The 19648-nt window shown below is 63.2% G+C and carries 17 protein-coding genes; 11 read left to right on the top strand and 6 right to left on the bottom strand.

What is annotated here, in order from left to right:
• Positions 1–8: 8 nt before the first annotated feature.
• From HWY05_RS19795 to HWY05_RS19785, 3 genes are all read right to left on the bottom strand, one after another.
• A complete protein-coding gene (locus tag HWY05_RS19795; RefSeq protein ID WP_035556128.1) occupies positions 9–368 on the bottom strand; it encodes a hypothetical protein in 360 nt (119 codons plus the stop codon).
• A gap of 76 nt (positions 369–444) precedes the next feature.
• A complete protein-coding gene (locus HWY05_RS19790) occupies positions 445–1083 on the bottom strand; it encodes a LysE family translocator (RefSeq protein WP_176059312.1) in 639 nt (212 codons plus the stop codon).
• A gap of 174 nt (positions 1084–1257) precedes the next feature.
• On the bottom strand, positions 1258–2133 hold the full coding sequence (locus HWY05_RS19785) for a LysR family transcriptional regulator (RefSeq protein WP_035562933.1): 876 nt from the start codon (positions 2131–2133) through the stop codon (positions 1258–1260).
• Positions 2134–2316: 183 nt separating this feature from the next.
• Between HWY05_RS19785 and HWY05_RS19780 the strand changes: the two genes are divergently transcribed.
• The 6 genes from HWY05_RS19780 to HWY05_RS19755 all read left to right on the top strand — a co-directional run bounded on the left by HWY05_RS19780 (position 2317) and on the right by HWY05_RS19755 (position 11310).
• Positions 2317–2751 carry a VOC family protein gene (locus HWY05_RS19780; protein WP_035556130.1) on the top strand — a complete coding sequence of 145 codons (435 nt, stop codon included), beginning with the start codon at positions 2317–2319 and terminating at the stop codon, positions 2749–2751.
• Positions 2752–3078: 327 nt separating this feature from the next.
• Positions 3079–6333, top strand: coding sequence for an efflux RND transporter permease subunit (locus HWY05_RS19775; RefSeq protein WP_176059311.1), 3255 nt, complete (start codon positions 3079–3081; stop codon positions 6331–6333).
• A gap of 22 nt (positions 6334–6355) precedes the next feature.
• Positions 6356–7579 carry an efflux RND transporter periplasmic adaptor subunit gene (locus HWY05_RS19770; RefSeq protein WP_035556134.1) on the top strand — a complete coding sequence of 408 codons (1224 nt, stop codon included), beginning with the start codon at positions 6356–6358 and terminating at the stop codon, positions 7577–7579.
• A complete protein-coding gene (locus HWY05_RS19765; protein ID WP_035556136.1) occupies positions 7576–9072 on the top strand; it encodes an efflux transporter outer membrane subunit in 1497 nt (498 codons plus the stop codon). The genes HWY05_RS19770 and HWY05_RS19765 overlap by 4 nt, the downstream gene beginning before the upstream one ends.
• 88 nt (positions 9073–9160) lie before the next feature.
• The gene (locus HWY05_RS19760; RefSeq protein WP_007176723.1) at positions 9161–9847 is read left to right on the top strand and encodes a heavy metal response regulator transcription factor; all 687 of its coding nucleotides are present in this window, start codon (positions 9161–9163) and stop codon (positions 9845–9847) included.
• The gene (locus tag HWY05_RS19755; protein WP_035556138.1) at positions 9844–11310 is read left to right on the top strand and encodes a heavy metal sensor histidine kinase; all 1467 of its coding nucleotides are present in this window, start codon (positions 9844–9846) and stop codon (positions 11308–11310) included. Before HWY05_RS19760 ends, HWY05_RS19755 begins: the two co-directional genes overlap by 4 nt.
• Here HWY05_RS19755 and dinB read toward each other — a convergent pair.
• Positions 11277–12443: a DNA polymerase IV gene (gene dinB, locus HWY05_RS19750; protein ID WP_035556141.1), complete on the bottom strand. Its 1167-nt coding sequence runs from the start codon at positions 12441–12443 to the stop codon at positions 11277–11279. The two genes, HWY05_RS19755 and dinB, sit on opposite strands and share 34 nt — an antisense overlap.
• Complete coding sequence (locus tag HWY05_RS19745; RefSeq protein ID WP_176059310.1) at positions 12440–12778, bottom strand: hypothetical protein; 339 nt, start codon at positions 12776–12778, stop codon at positions 12440–12442. The genes dinB and HWY05_RS19745 overlap by 4 nt, the downstream gene beginning before the upstream one ends.
• A 341-nt stretch (positions 12779–13119) precedes the next feature.
• Between HWY05_RS19745 and HWY05_RS19740 the strand changes: the two genes are divergently transcribed.
• Positions 13120–13473, top strand: coding sequence for a BON domain-containing protein (locus tag HWY05_RS19740; RefSeq protein ID WP_035556144.1), 354 nt, complete (start codon positions 13120–13122; stop codon positions 13471–13473).
• 42 nt (positions 13474–13515) lie between these two features.
• Positions 13516–14394, top strand: coding sequence for an alpha/beta hydrolase (locus HWY05_RS19735; protein ID WP_035556146.1), 879 nt, complete (start codon positions 13516–13518; stop codon positions 14392–14394).
• A gap of 97 nt (positions 14395–14491) precedes the next feature.
• On the opposite strand, the gene HWY05_RS19730 is transcribed toward HWY05_RS19735, so the two are convergent.
• Entirely contained in the window at positions 14492–15433 is a 942-nt protein-coding gene (locus HWY05_RS19730; protein ID WP_035556148.1) for an AEC family transporter, read from the bottom strand.
• A 312-nt stretch (positions 15434–15745) separates the two neighbouring features.
• On the opposite strand from HWY05_RS19730, the gene HWY05_RS19725 reads away from it, so the two are divergent.
• From HWY05_RS19725 to HWY05_RS19715, 3 genes are all read left to right on the top strand, one after another.
• Positions 15746–16441: a gluconate 2-dehydrogenase subunit 3 family protein gene (locus HWY05_RS19725; RefSeq protein WP_176059309.1), complete on the top strand. Its 696-nt coding sequence runs from the start codon at positions 15746–15748 to the stop codon at positions 16439–16441.
• Between the two features lie 82 nt (positions 16442–16523).
• A complete protein-coding gene (locus HWY05_RS19720) occupies positions 16524–18302 on the top strand; it encodes a GMC family oxidoreductase (RefSeq protein WP_035556152.1) in 1779 nt (592 codons plus the stop codon).
• Complete coding sequence (locus HWY05_RS19715) at positions 18302–19642, top strand: cytochrome c (protein ID WP_176059308.1); 1341 nt, start codon at positions 18302–18304, stop codon at positions 19640–19642. The genes HWY05_RS19720 and HWY05_RS19715 overlap by 1 nt, the downstream gene beginning before the upstream one ends.
• The last annotated feature ends 6 nt before the right edge of the window (positions 19643–19648 follow it).

The raw sequence follows: 19648 nt of genomic DNA, 5'->3' as shown, positions 1-19648 counted from the left end.
CGTTCTGTTTAGCGCGGCGCTTCGTCGTCGAAGAAGAAGTGGCCGATAAAGAAGCACGCACCGGCAACGGCCACGCCCAGCACGGCCACCGTATAAGCGAGCGCGGCGCCGTGCCACAGTCCGTCGAACCAGTCGTGAAGCTGCGCCATCAGCACTTCCGCCGTGCCGCCGATACGCTGCAATTCGATCTGATAGCGCGGATCAGCCATGCCGTACTGGGAGACGGCGCTGTCGGGCGGCGCGGCCGTCGCGTAGAGAATCACCGCGGCGATCAGACTGGCGATCAGCACCGCGGCGCCCGCCAGATAAAACCGCTTCTGCGATGACGGACGTTGCGCGCCCGGGTTTGAATGGTCGCTACCGCTCATTGTGTTCGTGGATCCGCTCTGCCTGTCGTGGCGACAGTATCGCAGAGCGGCGCCGCGCGTCATGCACCGCGCGCGGCTAGCTTTTCGATGTCAGCATCTTGAACCCGGCGATCCCGAACATGATCGCGAGCGAGCCGTCGAGCCAGCGCCGGACCGCCAGATAGATACGGCGCGCCGACGCGGTCGAGAACAGCACCGCGTAGCTGCTGAACACCGAAACGCCGATGCACATGCACCCCAGCACCACCGGCAAGGTATGCGAGGCGCCGCTGGCCGGCGACATGGCCAGCGACACGATCGACAGCCAGACCAGAATCGCCTTCGGATTGGTGAGATGCATCAGCAGGCCGCGCAGATAGAGACGCTGCGGTGCCTCGTTCTGGCGGGTCGCGCTGGTCGGCAACGCGCTAGCGCTGAAGGCGGAACGCGCGGACTTGAAACCGAGCCACAGCAGATAGAGTCCGCCGGCAATCTTGATTGCGACCAGACACTCCGAGTAAGAGGCCAGCACCGCCGACAACCCCAGCGACGCCAGCAGCGCCCAGAAGAATGAACCCGATACCACGCCGAGCGCGAACGTGAGCGCGGCGCGGCGGCCCGCGCTCATGGCCAGCGACATGATCGCCAGGTTGCTCGGCCCGGGGCTCGCGGTGCCGACGAAGTACGCGCCGTAGGCGATCAGGACATCGGCGGTGACGAAGCTGCTGGTGATCATGGGTTGAAAACCTCAATGGCGGGCAAACCGTGCCGCTCGACACGAACAAGGGAAGAAAAGGCGACTCGATGCGCGAGCAACGATTCTGAGTGCTCACGCGCCAGGCTCACAGATACAGTTGGTACGGACGGCGACAGCACAATCGCAGGTGGCCGTTGGCGTCGGCATGATCGCTCACGCGCCGGCTGCCGTGCCGATGCAGTCGGCGAGCGCCGCCGCCACCGCTTGCCGGCTGTGCCGCGGACGCTGCACGAGGCCGATTTCACGATGAAAAGTCGCGTCGCCGAGTTCGAGCGCGACGACATTGGCGGGCCACTTGCCGAGCCCGACCGTGTTCGGAATCAACGCCACGCCGATGCCGCGCGCGACGAGTTGCACGATTCCCTGCAACTCGTCGAGCTCGATCACGTCCTGCACATTCAGCCGCGAGCGCCGCAGAAACCGGTCGACCAGCCGGCCGCCGAACGACGCGCGGTCGTAGCGGATAAACGGCGCGCTCCTGAGCAATTCGCGCCAGGCGGGCTGGTTGCGCGCGAGCGCTTTCGGCGCGAGCAGCACGAACGGCTCGCTGGCGAGCGTGCGCCATTCGAGTTCGGACGGCAGCGCGAACGGCGGCCGGATGATCACCGCCAGGTCGAGTTCGCCGGAATCCACCTGACCCAGCAAGCCTAGCGACACGCCCGGCACCACGCGAATTCGCCAGCCGGGGCGGTCGTCGCGAAAGCGCGCCAGCGCATCGGCCAGAAACGACACCTGCGCGGACGCGATCGCGCCCACCCGCAGCATGCCGCTTTCCGCCGCGACCGCGCCGCGTTCCGAGAGCCGTGCGTACAGCGTCATCATTTCTTCGGCGAGCGCCAGCGTTTCGCGGCCCGCGTCGTTCAGCGTGGCGGAGCGCCCGGTGCGGTCGAACAGCGCGAAGCCGAGTTGTTCCTCGAGCCGCTGCATCTGCGCGCTCACGGCGGATTGCGTCAGGCCGATACGCGCGCCCGCGCCGGAAAACGTGCCGTACTGACTGACGGCGATAAAGGTCTTGAGTTCGCTCAGCATGATCGATTGATCGAATTTAGTGTTGGTCAGGTCAAATATATATCGTTTTGAAGCAATTTTGGTCATGGTTAAAATTGGCTTCAACGGTGTGGCGTTGTGCGCCGTGGTGCGCTGATCTCAGCCCACCGCAATGTCAACCCGACGCATTTCAATCCCTCATACCCACCACGAGCCTTTCCCATCATGAGCGTTGCCGAAACCAGTTTGCCGCCGTTCCATCTGGCGTTTCCTGTTCATAGTCTCGCCGCCGCACGCGAGTTTTACGGCGACCTGCTGGGTTGTCCGGAAGGCCGCAGTTCGGAGGCATGGGTCGATTTCAATTTCTACGGTCATCAGATCGTCGCGCACCTCGCGCCGGACGAAATTGGCCACCGCCAAACCAGTAAGGTAGACGGCGACGCCGTGCCGGTCCGTCATTTCGGCGCCGTGCTGTCCATGCCGCAATGGCAGGCTGCCGCCGACAAACTGCAACAGGCCGGCATCGATTTCATCATCGAACCGCATGTGCGTTTCAAGGGCGAAGTCGGCGAGCAGGCGACTATGTTCTTTCTCGATCCGTCGGGCAATGCGCTGGAATTCAAGGCGTTTGCCGATATGTCGTCGTTGTTCGCGAAGTAGTTTTTTACGGATGTAATGCGGTTCGGCGTTGAGACTGAACCCGTTTTGAAGGACAAGTTAAGTATTTGCTTGTCATAATTTGTTCTGAGCGCCTGTCTCGTGGTTTCCGCGCGAGGCGGGCGATTTCAAGTATCGCCAACAGCGCCCATCTTCATTCAACAAACGTTTGCTCATCGCCAATTGCGGCGGTGTTTCAAACGCATTTCGCCTTACATTAACCTTCCTGACAGTTCCGCCATTTTCACGCCATGCAGGTGTTGGTGCTAGCGATCTAGCATATGCGCTGGATTCAACCATCCCTTACCAGCATTCTCTCGGGCGCGTTTCATGTGGATCGTCAACGTTGCGCTTAAACGGCCATACACGTTCATCGTGATGGCCATTCTGATCTTGCTGGCGACGCCGTTCGTGCTGTTGACCACGCCGGTCGACGTGTTGCCGGAAATCAATATTCCGGTGGTCAGCATCATCTGGAATTACACCGGTTTGTCGGCCGAAGATATGGCCAACCGTATCACCTCGGTCAACGAGCGCAGCCTGACCACCACCGTCAACGACATCGAGCACATCGAGTCGCAGTCGCTGGCGGGCATCGCGATTCTGAAAATCTTTCTGCAACCCACGGCGAACATCCAGACCGCGATCGCACAGACCGTTGCGGTGGAGCAGGCGCAGCTCAAGCAGATGCCGCCGGGCGCGACGCCGCCGCTCGTGATCAGCTATTCGGCCTCGAGCATTCCGGTGATCCAGCTCGGCCTGTCGAGCCCGAAGCTCTCGGAGCAGGCGCTCAACGACACCGCGCTGAACTTCCTGCGTCCGCAACTCGTGACGATTCCCGGCGCGGCCGTGCCGTATCCGTACGGCGGCAAGTCGCGTCTGATCTCGGTCGACCTCGACACGCGCGCGTTGCTGGCAAAAGGCCTGACGCCCTCGGACGTGGTCAGCGCGTTCAACGCGCAGAACCTGATTCTGCCGACCGGTACGGCCAAGATCGGGCCGAAGGAATACACGATCAACATGAACGGCTCGCCCGCCACGGTGGAAGGGCTCAACGACATTCCGGTGCGCACGCTCAACGGCGCGACGACTTATCTACGCGAGGTCGCGCACGTGCGCGACGGCTTCTCGCCGCAGACCAACGTGGTGCGTCAGGACGGCCACCGCGGCGTGTTGATCTCGGTACTCAAGAACGGCAGCGCGTCGACGCTGTCGATCGTCAATACGTTGCGCGATCTGCTGCCGAACGCGCGCGCGTCGTTGCCGCCCGACCTGAACGTGACGGCGCTGTTCGATCAGTCGGTGTTCGTGAAGGCGGCCGTGCAGGGCGTGGTGCGTGAGGCGCTGGTGGCCGCCGCGCTGACCGCCGCGATGATTCTGCTGTTCCTCGGCAACTGGCGCAGTACCTGCATCATCGCGATCTCGATTCCGTTGTCGATTCTGTCTTCGCTGATTGCCTTGCATGCGCTCGGGCAGACCATCAACATCATGACGCTCGGCGGGCTCGCGCTCGCTGTCGGGATTCTGGTCGACGATGCAACGGTGACGATCGAGAATATCGAACGGCATCTGCATATGGGCACGAATCTGCACGACGCGATTCTCGACGGCGCGGGCGAAATCGCGATTCCGGCGCTGGTGTCCACGCTGTGTATCTGTATCGTGTTCGTGCCGATGTTCTTCCTGACCGGTGTGGCGCGCTATCTGTTCGTGCCGCTCGCCGAAGCGGTGGTGTTCGCGATGCTCGCCTCGTACATTCTGTCGCGCACGCTGGTGCCGACCATGGCGATGCTGCTGATGGGCCACGCGCACAAGCCGAAAGCCGGCGCGAAACCGAATCCGTTCATGCGCATCTATCACCGCTTCGATCAGGGTTTCGAGCGCATGCGGGCCGGCTACATCATGATTCTGAGCAGCGTGCTGGTGCGGCGCGGGCGCTTCGGCAGCCTGTTCCTCGGCTTTTGCATTGTCTCGATGGGGCTGGTTTTCGTGCTCGGCGAAGACTTCTTTCCGAGTGTCGACGCGGGCGATATCCGCCTGCATATGCGTGCGCCGACCGGCACCCGGATCGAGGAAACCGCGCGTCTCGCGGACGAAGTCGAGAAGACGATTCGCGAGGTCGTCCCCGCGAAGGAACTGGGCACGATTCTCGACAACCTCGGCTTGCCGTATAGCGGTATCAATCTCTCGTACAGCAATGCCGGCACGATCGGCACGCTCGACGGCGAGATCCAGGTCGCGCTGAACGAAGACCACAAGCCGACGCAAACCTACATGGACAAGTTGCGCACGATTCTGCCGCAGCGTTTTCCAGGCGTGGAGTTTTTCTTCCAGCCGGCCGACATCGTCACGCAGATTCTGAACTTCGGTTTGCCGGCGGCAGTGGACGTGCAGATTTCCGGTGCGGATCAGCAGGGCAACTTCGACATTGCGCGCAAACTGCTGAAGCAGGTGCGGATGATTCCCGGCACGGTGGATACGCACATCCAGCAGAAACTGGATGAACCGGCCATCAATCTTCAGATGGATCGCACGCGTTTGCAGCAGCTCAATCTGAGCGCGAGCAACGTGGCGCAAAACGTGCTGATTTCGTTGTCGGGCAGCTCGCAAACGTCGCCGGGTTTCTGGTTCAACAACCGCAACGGGGTCGAATACAGCGTCGCGGTGCAGACGCCGCAATACCAGGTGTCGTCGATCGACGAATTGCTGCGCACGCCCGTGTCGGGCTCGGCCAACGGGCCGACGCAACTGCTCGGCAACCTGGTGCGTGTGTCGCCGCAGAGTCAGTTCGCGGAAGTCACGCACTACAACATCAAGCCGGTGATCGATCTGTACGTGAGCGTGGAAAATCGCGACCTGGGCAGCGTGGCGAGCCAGGTCGACAAGCTGGTGAATGACGCGCGCGCGTCGCTGCCGCGCGGCAGTCAGATCGTCGTGCGCGGCCAGGTGCAGACCATGCGCAGTTCGTTCTTCGGGCTAGGTATTGGCGTGGCGATGGCGATCGTGCTGGTGTACCTGTTGATCGTGGTGAACTTCCAGTCGTGGGTCGATCCGCTGATCATCGTCAGCGCGTTGCCGGCGGCGCTCGCGGGCATTGTGTGGATGCTGTTTCTGACCGGCACGCATCTGAGCGTACCGGCGCTGACCGGCGCGATCATGACGATGGGCGTGGCGACCGCCAACAGTATTCTGATGGTGTCGTTCGCGCGCCAGCGGCTCTCGGCCGGCGCACCGCCGCTGACCGCTGCGCTCGAAGCCGGTGCGAGCCGGATCCGGCCGGTGCTGATGACCGCTTTCGCCATGATCATCGGCATGATTCCGATGGCGCTCGGTCTCGGCGAAGGCGCCGAGCAGAACGCGCCGCTCGGCCGCGCGGTGATCGGCGGCCTGCTGTTCGCCACGGTGTCCACGCTGTTTTTCGTGCCGCTGGTGTTTGCGGGTATTCATACCCGGCTCGCGCGGCGCCACGGTAAAGACGACGATGCGGACCACTCGGGCCGCCACGACGATGGCCACGACGGCGGTAACGGTAATGGCAACGACGGCCCCGCGCCGGACCACGGCGGCGCTGCCAAGCCCGCGTAAAGTTAAATGATGGCTGACTGAAATGACCGAAAAAACCCATGCATCGCTAGCGATCCCCGCGCGAGAGACCGAAGGCGGGCACGCATTGCCGCCGCGCCATCGCGAATGGAAGCGCGCCAAAATCGCCATCTGGATCGTGCTGGCGCTGCTCGCCGTGGGCGCGTTGCGCACCGTGGTCGCAGACGTGCTGCAGAGCCGTTCGGTGGCGGAGACGACCAAACAGAACGCCACCCAATACGTGAACGTGGTGAGCCCGACGCAGACCGCGGGTGGCGGCGACACGCTGTTGCCGGGCACCTTGCGCGGTAACGTGGAGTCGCCGATCTATGCGCGCTCGACGGGTTATCTGCTGCACTGGTACGCCGATATCGGCGCGCGGGTGAAGCAGGGGCAACTGCTGGCCGATCTGGACACGCCGGAAATCGATCAGGAATTGGCGCAGGCGTTGGCGCAGCGTCAACAGACCAGCTCGAGTCTCGGCCTCGCGAAGAGCTCGCTGGACCGCTGGCAGCAATTGCGTCAGCGCGACGCGGTGTCGCAACAGGAACTCGACGAGCGGCAAAGCACGTACACGCAGGGCGTCGCCAACCTTGCCGCCGCCGATGCCAACGTCAAACGTCTGCAGCAACTGGAATCGTTCAAGCGCATCGTCGCGCCGTTCGCGGGCGTGGTCACGCAACGCAACGTCGACGTCGGCGATCTGATCGACGCGGGCAGCGGCACGAGCCGCGCGCTGTTCGCGCTGGCGCAGTCGGATCCGCTGCGCGTTTATGTGCAATTGCCGCAGGCTTACGCGCAAAACGTCTCGGTTGGCCAGAAGGTGGTGGTGACCCAGGCGGAACTGCCGGGTCAGCAATTCCACGGCACGATCACGCACATGTCCGGCGCGATCGACGTGCCGACCCGTTCGCTGCAGATCGAAGTGACGCTGCCGAACCCCGACGACAAGCTGCGCCCCGGCGCGTATGTCCAGGTCGCGGTGCCGGCAGTGGCCCACGCGCAACTGATGGTGCCGGGCAACGCGCTGCTGTTCCGCGCGGAAGGTCCGCGGCTCGCGGTGGTCGACGGGGACGGCAAGGTGCAGTTGCGCAAGATCGTGATCGCGCAGGATCTCGGGCAGACGCTCGAAATCGAAAGCGGGATCGAGGCGAGCGACAAGGTGATCATCAACCCGAGCGATTCGATCGCGGACGGCGATCACGTGCAGATCACCCAGCCGCAGAAAAACGGCAAGGGGGCGTCGTGAAGGTCGCAGGCCCCTGCCGGGCGATCACGACACTCGCGGGCGCGGCGTTGCTCGCGGCGTGCACGGTCGGTCCGGACTATCAGCGCCCGCAAGCCGAGGTGCCGCCTACATGGCAGACCGATTCGTACTGGCGGGTGGCCGAGCCGTCGCACGCGCCGATCGCGCTGGACTGGTGGAGCGGTTTCGGCGATCCGGCGCTGGCCGCGCTGGAAACTCAGGCGCTCGCGCAGAACCAGACGCTGGTGGCCGCTAGCGCCCACTATGCACAGGCCACGGCGACGCTTGCAAATACGCGCGCGCAGCAGATTCCCGAGGTCGACCTTGGCGCAACCGGCTCGCGCTTCCGTATTTCGAAGGACCGTCCGCTGACCAATTACGCGACGCCGACCGAGTCGACGGTGCAGAACAACGTGCAGCTCGGCCCCACGATCAACTACGACACCGATCTATTCGGCCGGATACGTCGTCAGGTGGAAGGCGCGACGGCGTCGGCGCAGCAATCGGCCGACGACCTCGCCAACGCGCGGCTGGTGCTGACCACCGACCTCGCCACCGACTATTTCTCGCTGCGCGAACTCGACGCCGAGATCGACGTGCTGAACCAGTCGGTGAAACTGCAGCAGAAGGCGCTCGATTACGTGAGCTCCGAGCATGAGTTGGGCTCGGTGTCGGGGCTCGACGTGCTGCAGCAGAAGTCGCTGCTCGACTCGACCAAGGTGCAGGCGCAACTACTGCTGAATCAGCGCGCGCAATTCGAACATGCGATCGCCGCGCTGGTCGGCGTACCCGCGCCGCAGTTCGCCATCGCGCCCAAGGTGCTCGACACGCAGGTGCCGGCAATTCCGCTCGGCGTGCCGAGCGACGTGTTGCAGCGCCGCCCGGATATCGCCTCCGCCGAACGGGCGATGGCCGCGGCGAATGCGCAGATCGGCGTGGCCAAGGCGGCGTTTTTCCCGAGCCTGACGCTGACGCCGGGCATCGGCTGGGAAGCCACGCAGTTCGCCAGCCTGCTGAGCGCGCCAACGCTGATGTGGACGCTCGGCGCGACGGTCGGCCAGGTGCTGTTCGACGGCGGCCGCCGCGCGGCGAACGTGAAGTTCGCGAGCGAAGGCTACAGGGCCAACGAGGCCAACTACCGGCAAACCGTGCTGACCGCATTCCAGCAGGTGCAGGACGGTATCACCGGGCTGTCGGTGCTGGACGGCGCGGCGAAGCAGTCGCACGAAGCGGTGACCGACGCGCAGCATCTGCTGTCGCTCGCCAACGACCGCTATTCGGGCGGCCTCGTCGCGTATCTCGACGTGATCACCGCGCAGCAGTCGCTGCTCACGAGCGAGCGCCAGGACGTGCAGATTCACGGCCAGCAGATGACGCTGTCGGTGGCGCTGGTGAAGGCATTGGGCGGCGGCTGGGAGGCCGGCACGGCAGTCGCGGCCACCTCGACAGACGCACAATCGAACGACGCGAAGGAGGCGATGGCTCCCGCGCGGTGAGCCGGCCGATCATGAGCAGGCATGGGTGGGAGAGGGATGCGCAAGCAATGCGAGGCGTTTCGTATAATGCACAGACAAGGGGACGCGCATGAAATTGCTGATTGTTGAAGACGAGCACAAGGTGGTGGACTATCTGCGCTCCGGTTTGACAGAGCAGGGCTGGGTCGTGGACGTCGCGCTAGATGGCGAGGAGGGCATGCATCTCGCCACCGAATTCGATTACGACGTGATCGTGCTCGACGTGATGCTGCCCAAACGCGACGGCTTCAGCGTGCTGAAGGCGCTGCGCATGCGCAAGTCCACGCCGGTCATCATGCTGACCGCGCGCGACCATGTGAACGACCGCGTGCGCGGCCTGCGCGAAGGCGCGGACGACTACCTCACCAAACCGTTTTCGTTCCTCGAACTGGTCGAGCGGCTGCATGCGCTGGCGCGCCGCACGCGCTCGCAGGAATCGACGCTGATTTCAGTGGGCGATCTGTTCGTCGATCTGATCGGCCGCCGCGCGACCCGCGACGGCGTACGCCTCGACCTGACCGCCAAAGAGTTTCAGTTGCTCAGCGTGCTGGCTCGCCGGCAAGGCGACATTCTGTCGAAGACCGCGATCACCGAACTCGTCTGGGACGTCAATTTCGACAGCCACACGAACGTGGTGGAGACCGCGATCAAACGCCTGCGCGCGAAGCTCGACGGTCCGTTTCCGTCCAAGCTGCTGCATACCGTGCGCGGCATGGGCTATGTGCTTGAAGTGCGCGAGGAGGCTGAGCAGTCATGAACCGATCGATCGCCCGCCGCCTCGCGCTGATGTTCGCGCTGGTCGCGTTGTCCGTGTTCACGCTGGTGGGCACGGGACTTTTCGTGGTGTTGCGTACGCAGCTCGAACACCATCTGCGCGAGTCGCTCGACGATCGCGTGCAGATCGCGCGCATCATCGTTTATCACGCCGTGACGCCGGAAAAATGGCGCATGTGCCGCGAAAAACTCACCGACATGACGCCGCACGACGGCAGCACGGTGTACTCGGTGTCGAGCACCGATCCGTATTTCCATTACGGCCAGCCGGTCGAAGGCACGGCGGTGAAAAACTGGCCGGGCGGTTATGCGCGCGTGAAGCCGGCCGGCGGTGGCCAGGACATGCTGACCTCCACGGTGACGGTCCCGTCTTACGACGCGCGCCCGCCGCTGCAATTGCAGGTGGCCGCGAGTTATTCGCCGAACATTCGCACCATGCGCGTATTCGGCTCGGCGCTCGCTGCGCTGTCCGCGTTGGGCAGTCTCGCGGTGCTGCTGCTCAGTTATTCGGTGACGCGTCTCGGCCTCGCGCCGCTCACGCGCCTCACGCGCGACGCGTCCGCCGTCAGTCCGAACAACCGCTCGCAGCGCCTGAATACCGCGTCGCTGCCGCTCGAACTGAACGACCTGGCCAACTCATTCAACGGTGCGCTCGAACGGCTGGACGGCGCGTATGGCCGCCTCGAATCGTTCAATGCCGACGTGGCTCACGAACTGCGTACGCCGGTGACGATTCTGATCGGCCAGACCGAAGTGGCGTTGACCCGTAATCGTTCGGTGGACGACCTGCGTCATACGCTGCAATCGAACCTCGAAGAATACGAGCGGATGCGCGCGATCATCAACGACATGCTGTTCCTCGCGCGCGCCGATCAGGGCGAACGCGCGACCGGTTTGGTCGAGGTGTCGCTGGCCGCGGAAGTGGCGCACACGCTGGAGTTTCTCGAGATTCCACTCGAGGAAGCGCGCGTGCATGCCCAGCTTCGCGGTGACGCGCAGATCCGCGTGAACCGCTCGCTGTTCGGCCGCGCCTGCACGAATCTGCTGATGAACGCGATCCAGCACTGCGAACCCGGCGCGTCGATCAGCGTAACGATTGCGCGCGACAACGATCAGGTGCGTGTGGCGGTGGCGAATCCCGGCGAGCCGATCGAGCCCGGCGTGCTCGAGCATCTGTTCGACCGCTTCTATCGCGCGGAAGTCTCGCGCACGAATAGCCGAGAAAACCATGGCCTCGGCCTGGCGATCGTGAAGGCGATCGCGGAGATGCATCGCGGCACGGTGTCGGCGCACAGCGCGAACGGCATCAATACGTTTTCGTTTTCGATCGCGGCCTCGCAGATCGACACGGCCTTGCCGACCATGCGTCAAGCTACCGGCAACAGCGCCAATGTCGCGGCTGAGGCGACGGGTTATTCGTCGCTGGTGAAAGGCAAATCCGCCTGAACCGGCAGGCGCGGTTTGGCCGCTTGCGCGTTGGCCGGCGTCAACGCGCTCACGCGTACGCCCAGCAGCCGCAGCTTGCGGTTCAATTCCACCCGCCGCAGACATTCGGTCGCCGCGCGGCGGATTTCGGCGGCGTCGGCGGTGGGTTCGTCCAGCGTCAGGTCGCGCGTGACCGTGCGGAAGTCGTCGTAGCGCAGTTTGATGCCCACGGTGCGGCCCACATAACCCTTGCGCACGAGATCTTCCGCGACCCGCACGCACAGGCCCGTAAACGAACTGGATAGCGCAGGCCGGTCGTGGCGCGGGTGCAGATCGCGCTCGAAAGTGGTTTCGCGGCTCATCGACTTGGGCTCGGATTCAACCACCACCGGCCGTTCGTCATGACCTTGCGCGATCTGCATCAGCCACGCCGAATAGCTGCGCCCGAAGTGATCCTGCAATAGCCCCGCGTCCGCCGCGGCCAGATCGCCGACCGTCGCGAGACCCAGCCCCGTGAGTTTTTCCGCGGCCTTCGGGCCGATTCCGTTGACCTTTCGCACCGGCAGCGGCCAGACGCGCAACGGCACGTCGGCCGGTGTGAGGATCGTGAGGCCGTTGGGTTTGTCGAGTTCGGAACCGATCTTGGCCAGCAGCTTGTTCGGCGCGACGCAGATCGAACACGTGAGGCCAGTGGCTTCATTGACCGCGTTCTTGATGCGCGCGGCGATCTCGTGCGGCTCGCCCGGCAGGTCGGTGAGATCGATATAGATTTCGTCGATGCCGCGATCTTCAATCCGATCCGTGAACGTGGCGACCGCCGTTTTGAAGACGCGTGAGTAATGGCGATAGGAGTCGAAATCGGTGGGCAGCAGAATTGCGTCGGGCGCGAGCACGGCGGCTTTCATCATGCCCATGGCCGAGAACACGCCGAGCGCGCGCGCTTCATACGTGGACGTGGTGACCACGCCGCGACCCGCGTAATCGCGCAGTTTCGCAAAGCGGCGAGTGCCGTCTTCAAGGAGTTGCGGCGCGGCGTTGCGGCCGCCGCCGATCACCACGGCCTGACCACGCAGTTCCGGATAGCGCAACAACTCGACGGACGCATAAAACGCGTCCATGTCGAGGTGCGCGATGCGGCGGCTTGCAGAATTCATGGCGATGGATAATGGCAATAACGGGGATAACGGCAGCAGATGAGGCGTTCAATGCGCTTGCCGTGCTGCGTTGCGATAGCGTATGCCGCGCGGGAAGCCAAACCATCATAGTACCTTGCCATGCGGCGGAGTAGCCGCACCAGCCGGCCGCTTTCGATATGCGGCCGCACGAGGTACTCCGTGGATTGACTGAAGCCCAGGCCGGCGCACGCGACGTCGATTTCCGCCTGCATGTCGTCCGTCACGAACACGGCCGACGACGGTTGAAACTGCCGTTCGCCTCGAAATACCCACGGCCACGGCCGGCCGCTCGCCCGATCGATCAGATTGGTCACTGGCATTGACTCCCGATCCTTCAGCGTGCGCGGTTCGCCGACCCGGTAAGTGTCCGGTCACGCGCGGGTGGCCGGTGGCGGCTATTCGATTGCGTGATCAACTGAGCGCGAGCCGCGAAGCGATTTCTTCAGGAATATTCACGCTTTTTAACAGGTGGGGGCAGCGGCGAGAGGCGGCCGCTTTTCGCGGGCAGATCGCGCTTAGTAAGGCTTAAGAAGGATTTAGGGGCGTTAGCGGGAAACGGCCACTACGATGGTGTCGTTGCAATGGCGGCAGGCTCAGCATGCCGCGACAGGGCCTTTACGGTCTCTTCTCCCCGAACCTCTATCAGGAATCCATCATGCGAATTTCCGCATTCGCCGCGGTAGGTATCGCGGCCGCGTTTGCCTCCCACCTCGCCATCGCTCAAACCGCCAATGACGCCGCCGCATCGCAGCCGGCAGTTGCCATGACGAAAGCGGATGCCCGTCTGCACAACCGTCAACTGTCGAAGTCCGTGCGCCACGCGCTGTATTCGACCAAGGGTCTGCAGGCCAGCAACATCGCGGTGCTGGTGAAAGGCGGTACGGTCTCGCTCGTTGGCACGGTACCCGATGCAAGCCAGATCCAGAAAGCGGGCGATGTCGCGCAACGCGTTCCGCAAGTGGCGGCCGTCGACAATCGTCTGATCGTCGAAGAAGAAGGCGCGCAGTAAGCGCAGTAGCGTCGCGCATTCAATCACTTCGAGGATCACAACATGGAAACAGAGTCGATCGCGATCAGGCATCACACGATTCGTGCCAATGGTATCCGGCAACATTACCTGGATGCCGGCAGCGGCCCGGTGGTCGTGCTACTGCATGGCTTTCCCGAGACCAGCTTCGCATGGCGTTATCAGATGCCCGTGCTGGCCCGGCATTATCGGGTCATTGCGCCCGACCTGCGGGGCTACGGCGAAACCGACAAGCCCAGTTCGGGCTACGACAAGCGCAACATGGCGCTGGATATCATCAGCCTGCTCGACCAGTTGGGTATCGGCAAGGTCGCGCTCGTTGGGCACGATCGCGGCGCGCGCGTGGCGACGCGGCTGACCAAGGATCATCCCGAGCGGGTGGACCGGCTGGTGGTGATGGACAACGTGCCGACCCGCGTGGTCGCACAGAACATGAATCCGCAGACGGCGCGCGCGTACTGGTTCTTCCTGTTCCACCTCGTGGCGGACCTGCCGGAAACGCTGATCGCGGGTAAGGAAGAGGCGTGGCTGCATCACTTCTTCGCGGACTGGTGCTACAACCCGCACACGATCGAAGGCGCGGACTTCGATACTTATGTGAAGGCCTACAAGCGGCCGGGCGCGGTGCGCGGCGCGATGTCCGACTACCGCGCGAATGCCGACGATGTCGCGCAGGATCTGGTCGACGCCGACGTGAAGATTGCCTGTCCGACCATGGCGCTGTGGGGCGAAGACTTCTACGCGGTGGGCGGCATGTTCGACATGAAGGCGGTGTGGGAAGGCATGGCGACCCATCTGCGCGCGGAGCCGATTGCGCAATGCGGGCATTTGCCCCAGGAAGAGCAACCGGAACGGGTCAACGAACTGCTGATCGATTTCCTGCGCGGCTGGACCGGCAACTGATTGTCCGACGTGGAATGGCAGGCAGCGTGCCGGCGCGGCTACCGATCTTCGGGTCGGTGGCCTCGCCGGCTATTCCGCGTGCTTGCGGACTACGCGGTCAAAGATAGCCCAGCAGAAAAATCGTGGCCGTCAGCGAGACGATCGACAACACGCTAGACATGACCAGCGTCGTCCCGGCCGTGGTGTCCTGCACGCCATACGAGAGGCCGAACAGAATGCCGAACGAACCGCAGGGAATGGCCGACAGCAGAATCGCTTCACCGGCAATCTGTTTGGGCAATGCGAGCACGACGACGAGCGCGAGCGCGATCAGCGGCTGAACGATATTACTGAGCGCCACGCCCGCCCATACTTCCCGGTCGAGCCGGAACGGTTGAGACGCCAGGATCAGCCCGGTTGAAAACAAGGCGAGGCCCGCAGTCGTGCTGCCGATAATCCCGAGCGACTGAACCAGCAGCCCCGGCAATTCCCAGCCCGCCAGCGAAACAAACACACCGAGAATCGGCGCGATCACGATCGGTTTCACGAAGGTCGTGACCAGTGCCTTCGCCAGCAGGTTGGTGTGCGGGCCGCCACTGTCCCGCGTTTTCGCGCGCTCCAGCAGAATCAATCCGGCCGGCGACATCACGACCGACGCCGTCGTGATCGCGAGCGCCACCGTCAGATTGCTCTCGTCGCCGTAAACACTGTGCAGCAGCGGCAAGCCGATCGCGGCGAAGTTCGGCATGCCGATGGTGACGGCGCGAACCGCCGCATTCGACGGCGCCACGTTGAAGACGAAACGTGACAGCGCGAGCGACGCGAAATACGGCACCAGCATCACCGCGACCAGCAACAGGATCAGCATGAGATGGCTGCCGAGGCTGGCGCGCTGCATCTTCGCCGTATAGAGAAACAGCGCGAATGGCAGCGCGTAGTCGACCAGCATCGAGTTGATCGCCGACAGCGGCATCGCGCCCCGCGCGAGTTTTCCGGCCAGATAGCCCATTGCCATCGAGAAGAAAAACGGCACGAGTGCATAACTGATTTCGTGAAGCATGGGTGGTGGCTCGCTTGATGGTGTCGCGGTGGACTTGAGGACCTGACACGGGCGCAACCGCTCAGCGCCGCATCGATCTCGATCAACGAGTCTATTGAGCAGCGTGCATTTAGTCGTTTGATAAAAATGAAATGTTCTGAATCGCGGGGGCAGTGACTTAAGTGTTGCTTCGCGATTGTTTGATCGGCCACGCAACAGCAGGGTGGTGCGTCACATTAATAACTCTTCAGGCTCGGCTAATTTAATTAATGGCTTGCCCACGTAGGATCTCGCTCAACCACGATCCAATGCAATCCCAATCGGAGCGCTTGCATGAAACCCATTGGTATCTCTCCAGGGCGACGCGCATTCATGCGCAGTGTCGCCAGCGCGGCGCCGGCCGCCGTGGCGATCGGCGCGGGCGTTGCCGGCGTGATGGCGAATTCGACGGCGGGCAGCGCGGCTCCTTTCCAGCCTCGCTATTTCACGGCGACGGAATGGCGGCTGCTGGTCGGCCTGGTGGATCGTCTGATCCCCGCGGACAGTGAAGGGCCCGGCGCGCTCGAAGCCGGCGTGCCGGAATTCATCGACCTGCAGATGAACACGCCGTACGGCTATGGCGCGCTCTGGTACATGCATGGACCCTTCGTCGCGGGGCCGGCAACGCTGGGCTATCAGCTCGAATACAGTCCGCGCGCGATGTACCGCGTGGCACTCGCCGGACTCGACGAACAGTTGCACAAGCAATTTTCCCGGCACTTCGACGAACTCGACAGCGCGACGCGCGACAGCGTGATCGGCCAACTGGAGCAGGGCAAGCTCGATATCGGCGCGGCGCCCGCCGCGGACTTTTTCAACCAGCTACTGCAGAACACGCATGAAGGCTACTTCTGCGATCCGAAGCACGGCGGTAATCGCGATATGGCGGCCTGGAAGATGATCAATTTTCCAGGCGCGCGTGCCGACTACATCGACTGGGTCGAGCAATACGGAAAACGTTATCCGCTTGGGCCGGTGTCCAGCGCCTGAATACGATGTTCCGATGCCGGTTTATGGCGTTTGCACCTTGGGGCAAGCGGCGGAACCGGCACGTCCCCATCAGGACCATTCAATGACCGATAAAACGATGAAAGAGGTCGACGTGGTGATCGTCGGCTTCGGCTGGGCCGGCGCTATCATGGCGAAAGAGTTGACCGAGGCCGGCTTGCAGGTACTCGCGCTGGAGCGCGGACAGTACCGCGATACCTATCCGGATGGCGCGTATCCGACCACGCTGGACGAACTCACTTATCTGCAGCGTTTCAAGCTGTTTCAGGATATGTCGCGCAGTACTTTCACGTTCCGTCACAACGTGAACGACACCGCATTGCCTTATCGGCAGATCGGTGCATTCAAACCGGGCGAGGGCGTAGGCGGCGCCGGTTTGCACTGGGCGGGCCAGCACTGGCGAATCTATCCGGAAGAATTGCGGTTGCGCTCGCATTACGTCGAGCGTTACGGCGCGAAGTTCATTCCGAAGGACATGACGCTGCAGGATTTCGGCGTGTCTTATGAAGAACTCGAACCGTACTTCGATTTTGCCGAGAAGGTGTTTGGCACTTCGGGCCAGGCGTACCGTGTGAACGGTACGGTGGTGGGCGACGGCAATCCGTTCGAAGCGAACCGCTCGGCGGCGTTCCCGCTACCCGCTCAGAAAGTGCCGTACGGTCCACACCTGTTCATGAAGGCGGCGCGAGAAGTCGGCTTTCATCCGTTCCGTGCGCCGTCGGCCACCGTCTCGGCCGCTTATACGAATCCGTATGGCTGCCAGATGGGACCGTGCAACTTCTGTGGTTTCTGTTCGGGCTATGCGTGCTACAACTACTCGAAAGCCTCGCCCAACGTGAACATTCTGCCCGCGCTGCGCGGCCTGCCGAACTTCGAGCTGCGGCCTGATTGCACCGTGCTGCGCATTACGCTCGACACGGCCGGCAAAGTGGCGACCGGTGTGGAGTATGTGGATGCCGCCGGCAAAGTGGTCGCGCAACCGGCGCGGATCGTGATTGCCAGTACCTTCGCCTATAACAACGCGCATCTGTTCATGCTGTCGGGCATTGGCCGTCAATACGATCCGGTGAGCGGCGAAGGCACGGTCGGCAAGAATGTGTCGTACCAGATGCTCTCGAATATTCAGCTCTTCTTCGAGCCCGGCAAGAACAGCAATCCGTTCATTGGCGCGGGCGGCAATAGCGTCGCGTTCGACGACTTCAACGGCGATAACTTCGATCACGGTCCGCACGGTTTTGTCGGCGGCGCGGCGCTATGGTGCAATCCCGCCGGCGCCAAACCGATTTCCGGCATTGCGGTGCCGGCCGGCACGCCGCGCTGGGGCAGCACGTGGAAAAAGGCGGTCAAGGACAACTACGTGAACACCGTGTCGATCGATTCGAACGGCGCCAACATGGTGTATCGGGATTGCTACCTCGATCTCGACCCCACGTACCGGAACAAGTTCGGGCAGCCGCTGTTGCGCTTTACGTTCGACTGGAAAGACAACGATATCCGCATGACGCGCTTCGTGACCGACAAGCTGGTTCAGGTCGCGAAAGCCATGGGACCGAAGGACTACACGGTCACGCAAAAGAACTTCGGCGATCACTTCGACGTACGGCCGTATCAGACGACGCATTGGGCCGGCGGCCTGATCATGGGCGAGTCGCCGCGAACCAGCGCGTTGAACCGCTATCTGCAAAGCTGGGACGTGCACAACGTGTTCGCGATCGGCTCGAACGTGTTTCCGGTCGGGCTGGGTTACAACCCTACGGGCGCGGTTGCCGCGCTGGCTTACTGGTCGGCGAAAGCGATCCGCACGCAATATCTGAAAGACCCGCGACCGCTGGTGGATGCGTGATGATCAATCTCGAAGCTCTGCGATACCGCGTCGGCGCGGCGCTCTCCATCCTGTCGCTGTCATGGAGCGCTTACGCGGCGCCGGCAGCGGACTCCGCGCAAATTGAACGAGGCGCTTATCTGGCTAGCGCCGGCGATTGCGTGTCCTGTCACACGGCGAAGAACGGCAAGCCGTTCGCCGGTGGTCTACCGCTCGCCACACCGCTCGGCAAGGTCTATTCGACCAACATCACGCCTGATCCGGCGACGGGTATCGGCACGTGGTCTTATGAGGATTTCGCGGCGCTGATGCGGCACGGTAAAACCCGAGAGGGGCATACGGTTTATCCGGCCATGCCGTACCCGTCGTACGCGCATATCGACGATACCGACATGCACGCGTTGTACATGTACTTCATGCATGGCGTCACGCCGGTCTCGCGGACCAACCGCGCGAGCGATATTCCCTGGCCGCTGTCCATGCGCTGGCCGCTGAGCGTGTGGAGTCGGCTCTTCGGACCGGCAACGAAGGCGTACGTGGCTCAGCCCGGCTCTTCGACACAGAGCGCGGCACAGATCGCACGCGGCGCGTATCTCGTGCAAGGTCTCGGCCATTGCGGCAGTTGCCATACGCCGCGAGGCTTCGCGCTGCAGGAGTTGTCGCTCGGCGACGACGCGAATCCGGTTTTTCTGGCCGGCGGCCAGTCGGTCGACGGCTGGATTGCGCCGTCGTTACGCAACGAACACGGCGACGGGCTCGCCGCCATGCCGGCCGCGGAGATCGTCGCGTTTCTGCGCAGCGGTCGCAATGCGCATGCGGCGTCATTCGGCGCCATGAACGACGTCGTGGCCAACTCGATGCAGCACATGAGCGAAGCGGACCTGACGAGTATCGCGGCCTATCTGAAGTCGCTGCCGCCGCACAAGCAGGACGCGCCGCCTTATCGCTACGACGCAACCGTCGCGACGCAGCTTTATCACGGGCAGGTGCCGAATGCCGGCGCGCAGATCTATCTCGATCGCTGTGCCGGCTGCCATCGCTCGGACGGGAAAGGTAACGGCAAAGCCTTCCCGGCGCTGGCGGGCAATCCAGTCCTGCAGACCAACGACCCGACCTCGGCGATTCATATCGTGCTGACGGGCGGTTCGATGCCGCCGACGCGCAGTGCGCCGTCGGCGCTCGCCATGGGGCCGTACGCGGCCATCCTGAGCGATCGCGAGATCGCGCAGGTGGTGACCTTCGTGCAGACCAGTTGGGGCAATCGGGGCGGCGCGGCCAGCGATCGTCAGGTCGCGAAACTGCGCAAGGCATCGACGCCGCCGGTTACGTCCAGAACGGCTTCGGCCGGCGTGCTGGAATGATCGCCC

The sequence above is a fragment of the Paraburkholderia sp. BCC1876 genome, from assembly GCF_902833695.1.
Classification (GTDB): domain Bacteria; phylum Pseudomonadota; class Gammaproteobacteria; order Burkholderiales; family Burkholderiaceae; genus Paraburkholderia.
Note: the sequence above shows the minus strand (reverse complement) of the source record. Positions and strands in the feature narration are given on the sequence as shown.

What these genes read in the sequence shown, in the direction of transcription:
- HWY05_RS19795 (WP_035556128.1), bottom strand. Translation starts at nt 368, where the DNA reads ATGAGCGGTAGCGACCATTCAAACCCGGGCGCGCAACGTCCGTCATCG.
- HWY05_RS19755 (WP_035556138.1), top strand. Translation starts at nt 9,844, where the DNA reads ATGAACCGATCGATCGCCCGCCGCCTCGCGCTGATGTTCGCGCTGGTC.
- HWY05_RS19735 (WP_035556146.1), top strand. Translation starts at nt 13,516, where the DNA reads ATGGAAACAGAGTCGATCGCGATCAGGCATCACACGATTCGTGCCAAT.
- HWY05_RS19715 (WP_176059308.1), top strand. Translation starts at nt 18,302, where the DNA reads ATGATCAATCTCGAAGCTCTGCGATACCGCGTCGGCGCGGCGCTCTCC.
- HWY05_RS19780 (WP_035556130.1), top strand. Translation starts at nt 2,317, where the DNA reads ATGAGCGTTGCCGAAACCAGTTTGCCGCCGTTCCATCTGGCGTTTCCT.
- HWY05_RS19725 (WP_176059309.1), top strand. Translation starts at nt 15,746, where the DNA reads ATGAAACCCATTGGTATCTCTCCAGGGCGACGCGCATTCATGCGCAGT.
- HWY05_RS19785 (WP_035562933.1), bottom strand. Translation starts at nt 2,133, where the DNA reads ATGCTGAGCGAACTCAAGACCTTTATCGCCGTCAGTCAGTACGGCACG.
- HWY05_RS19720 (WP_035556152.1), top strand. Translation starts at nt 16,524, where the DNA reads ATGACCGATAAAACGATGAAAGAGGTCGACGTGGTGATCGTCGGCTTC.
- HWY05_RS19775 (WP_176059311.1), top strand. Translation starts at nt 3,079, where the DNA reads ATGTGGATCGTCAACGTTGCGCTTAAACGGCCATACACGTTCATCGTG.
- HWY05_RS19770 (WP_035556134.1), top strand. Translation starts at nt 6,356, where the DNA reads ATGACCGAAAAAACCCATGCATCGCTAGCGATCCCCGCGCGAGAGACC.
- HWY05_RS19740 (WP_035556144.1), top strand. Translation starts at nt 13,120, where the DNA reads ATGCGAATTTCCGCATTCGCCGCGGTAGGTATCGCGGCCGCGTTTGCC.
- dinB (WP_035556141.1), bottom strand. Translation starts at nt 12,443, where the DNA reads ATGAATTCTGCAAGCCGCCGCATCGCGCACCTCGACATGGACGCGTTT.
- HWY05_RS19790 (WP_176059312.1), bottom strand. Translation starts at nt 1,083, where the DNA reads ATGATCACCAGCAGCTTCGTCACCGCCGATGTCCTGATCGCCTACGGC.
- HWY05_RS19760 (WP_007176723.1), top strand. Translation starts at nt 9,161, where the DNA reads ATGAAATTGCTGATTGTTGAAGACGAGCACAAGGTGGTGGACTATCTG.
- HWY05_RS19730 (WP_035556148.1), bottom strand. Translation starts at nt 15,433, where the DNA reads ATGCTTCACGAAATCAGTTATGCACTCGTGCCGTTTTTCTTCTCGATG.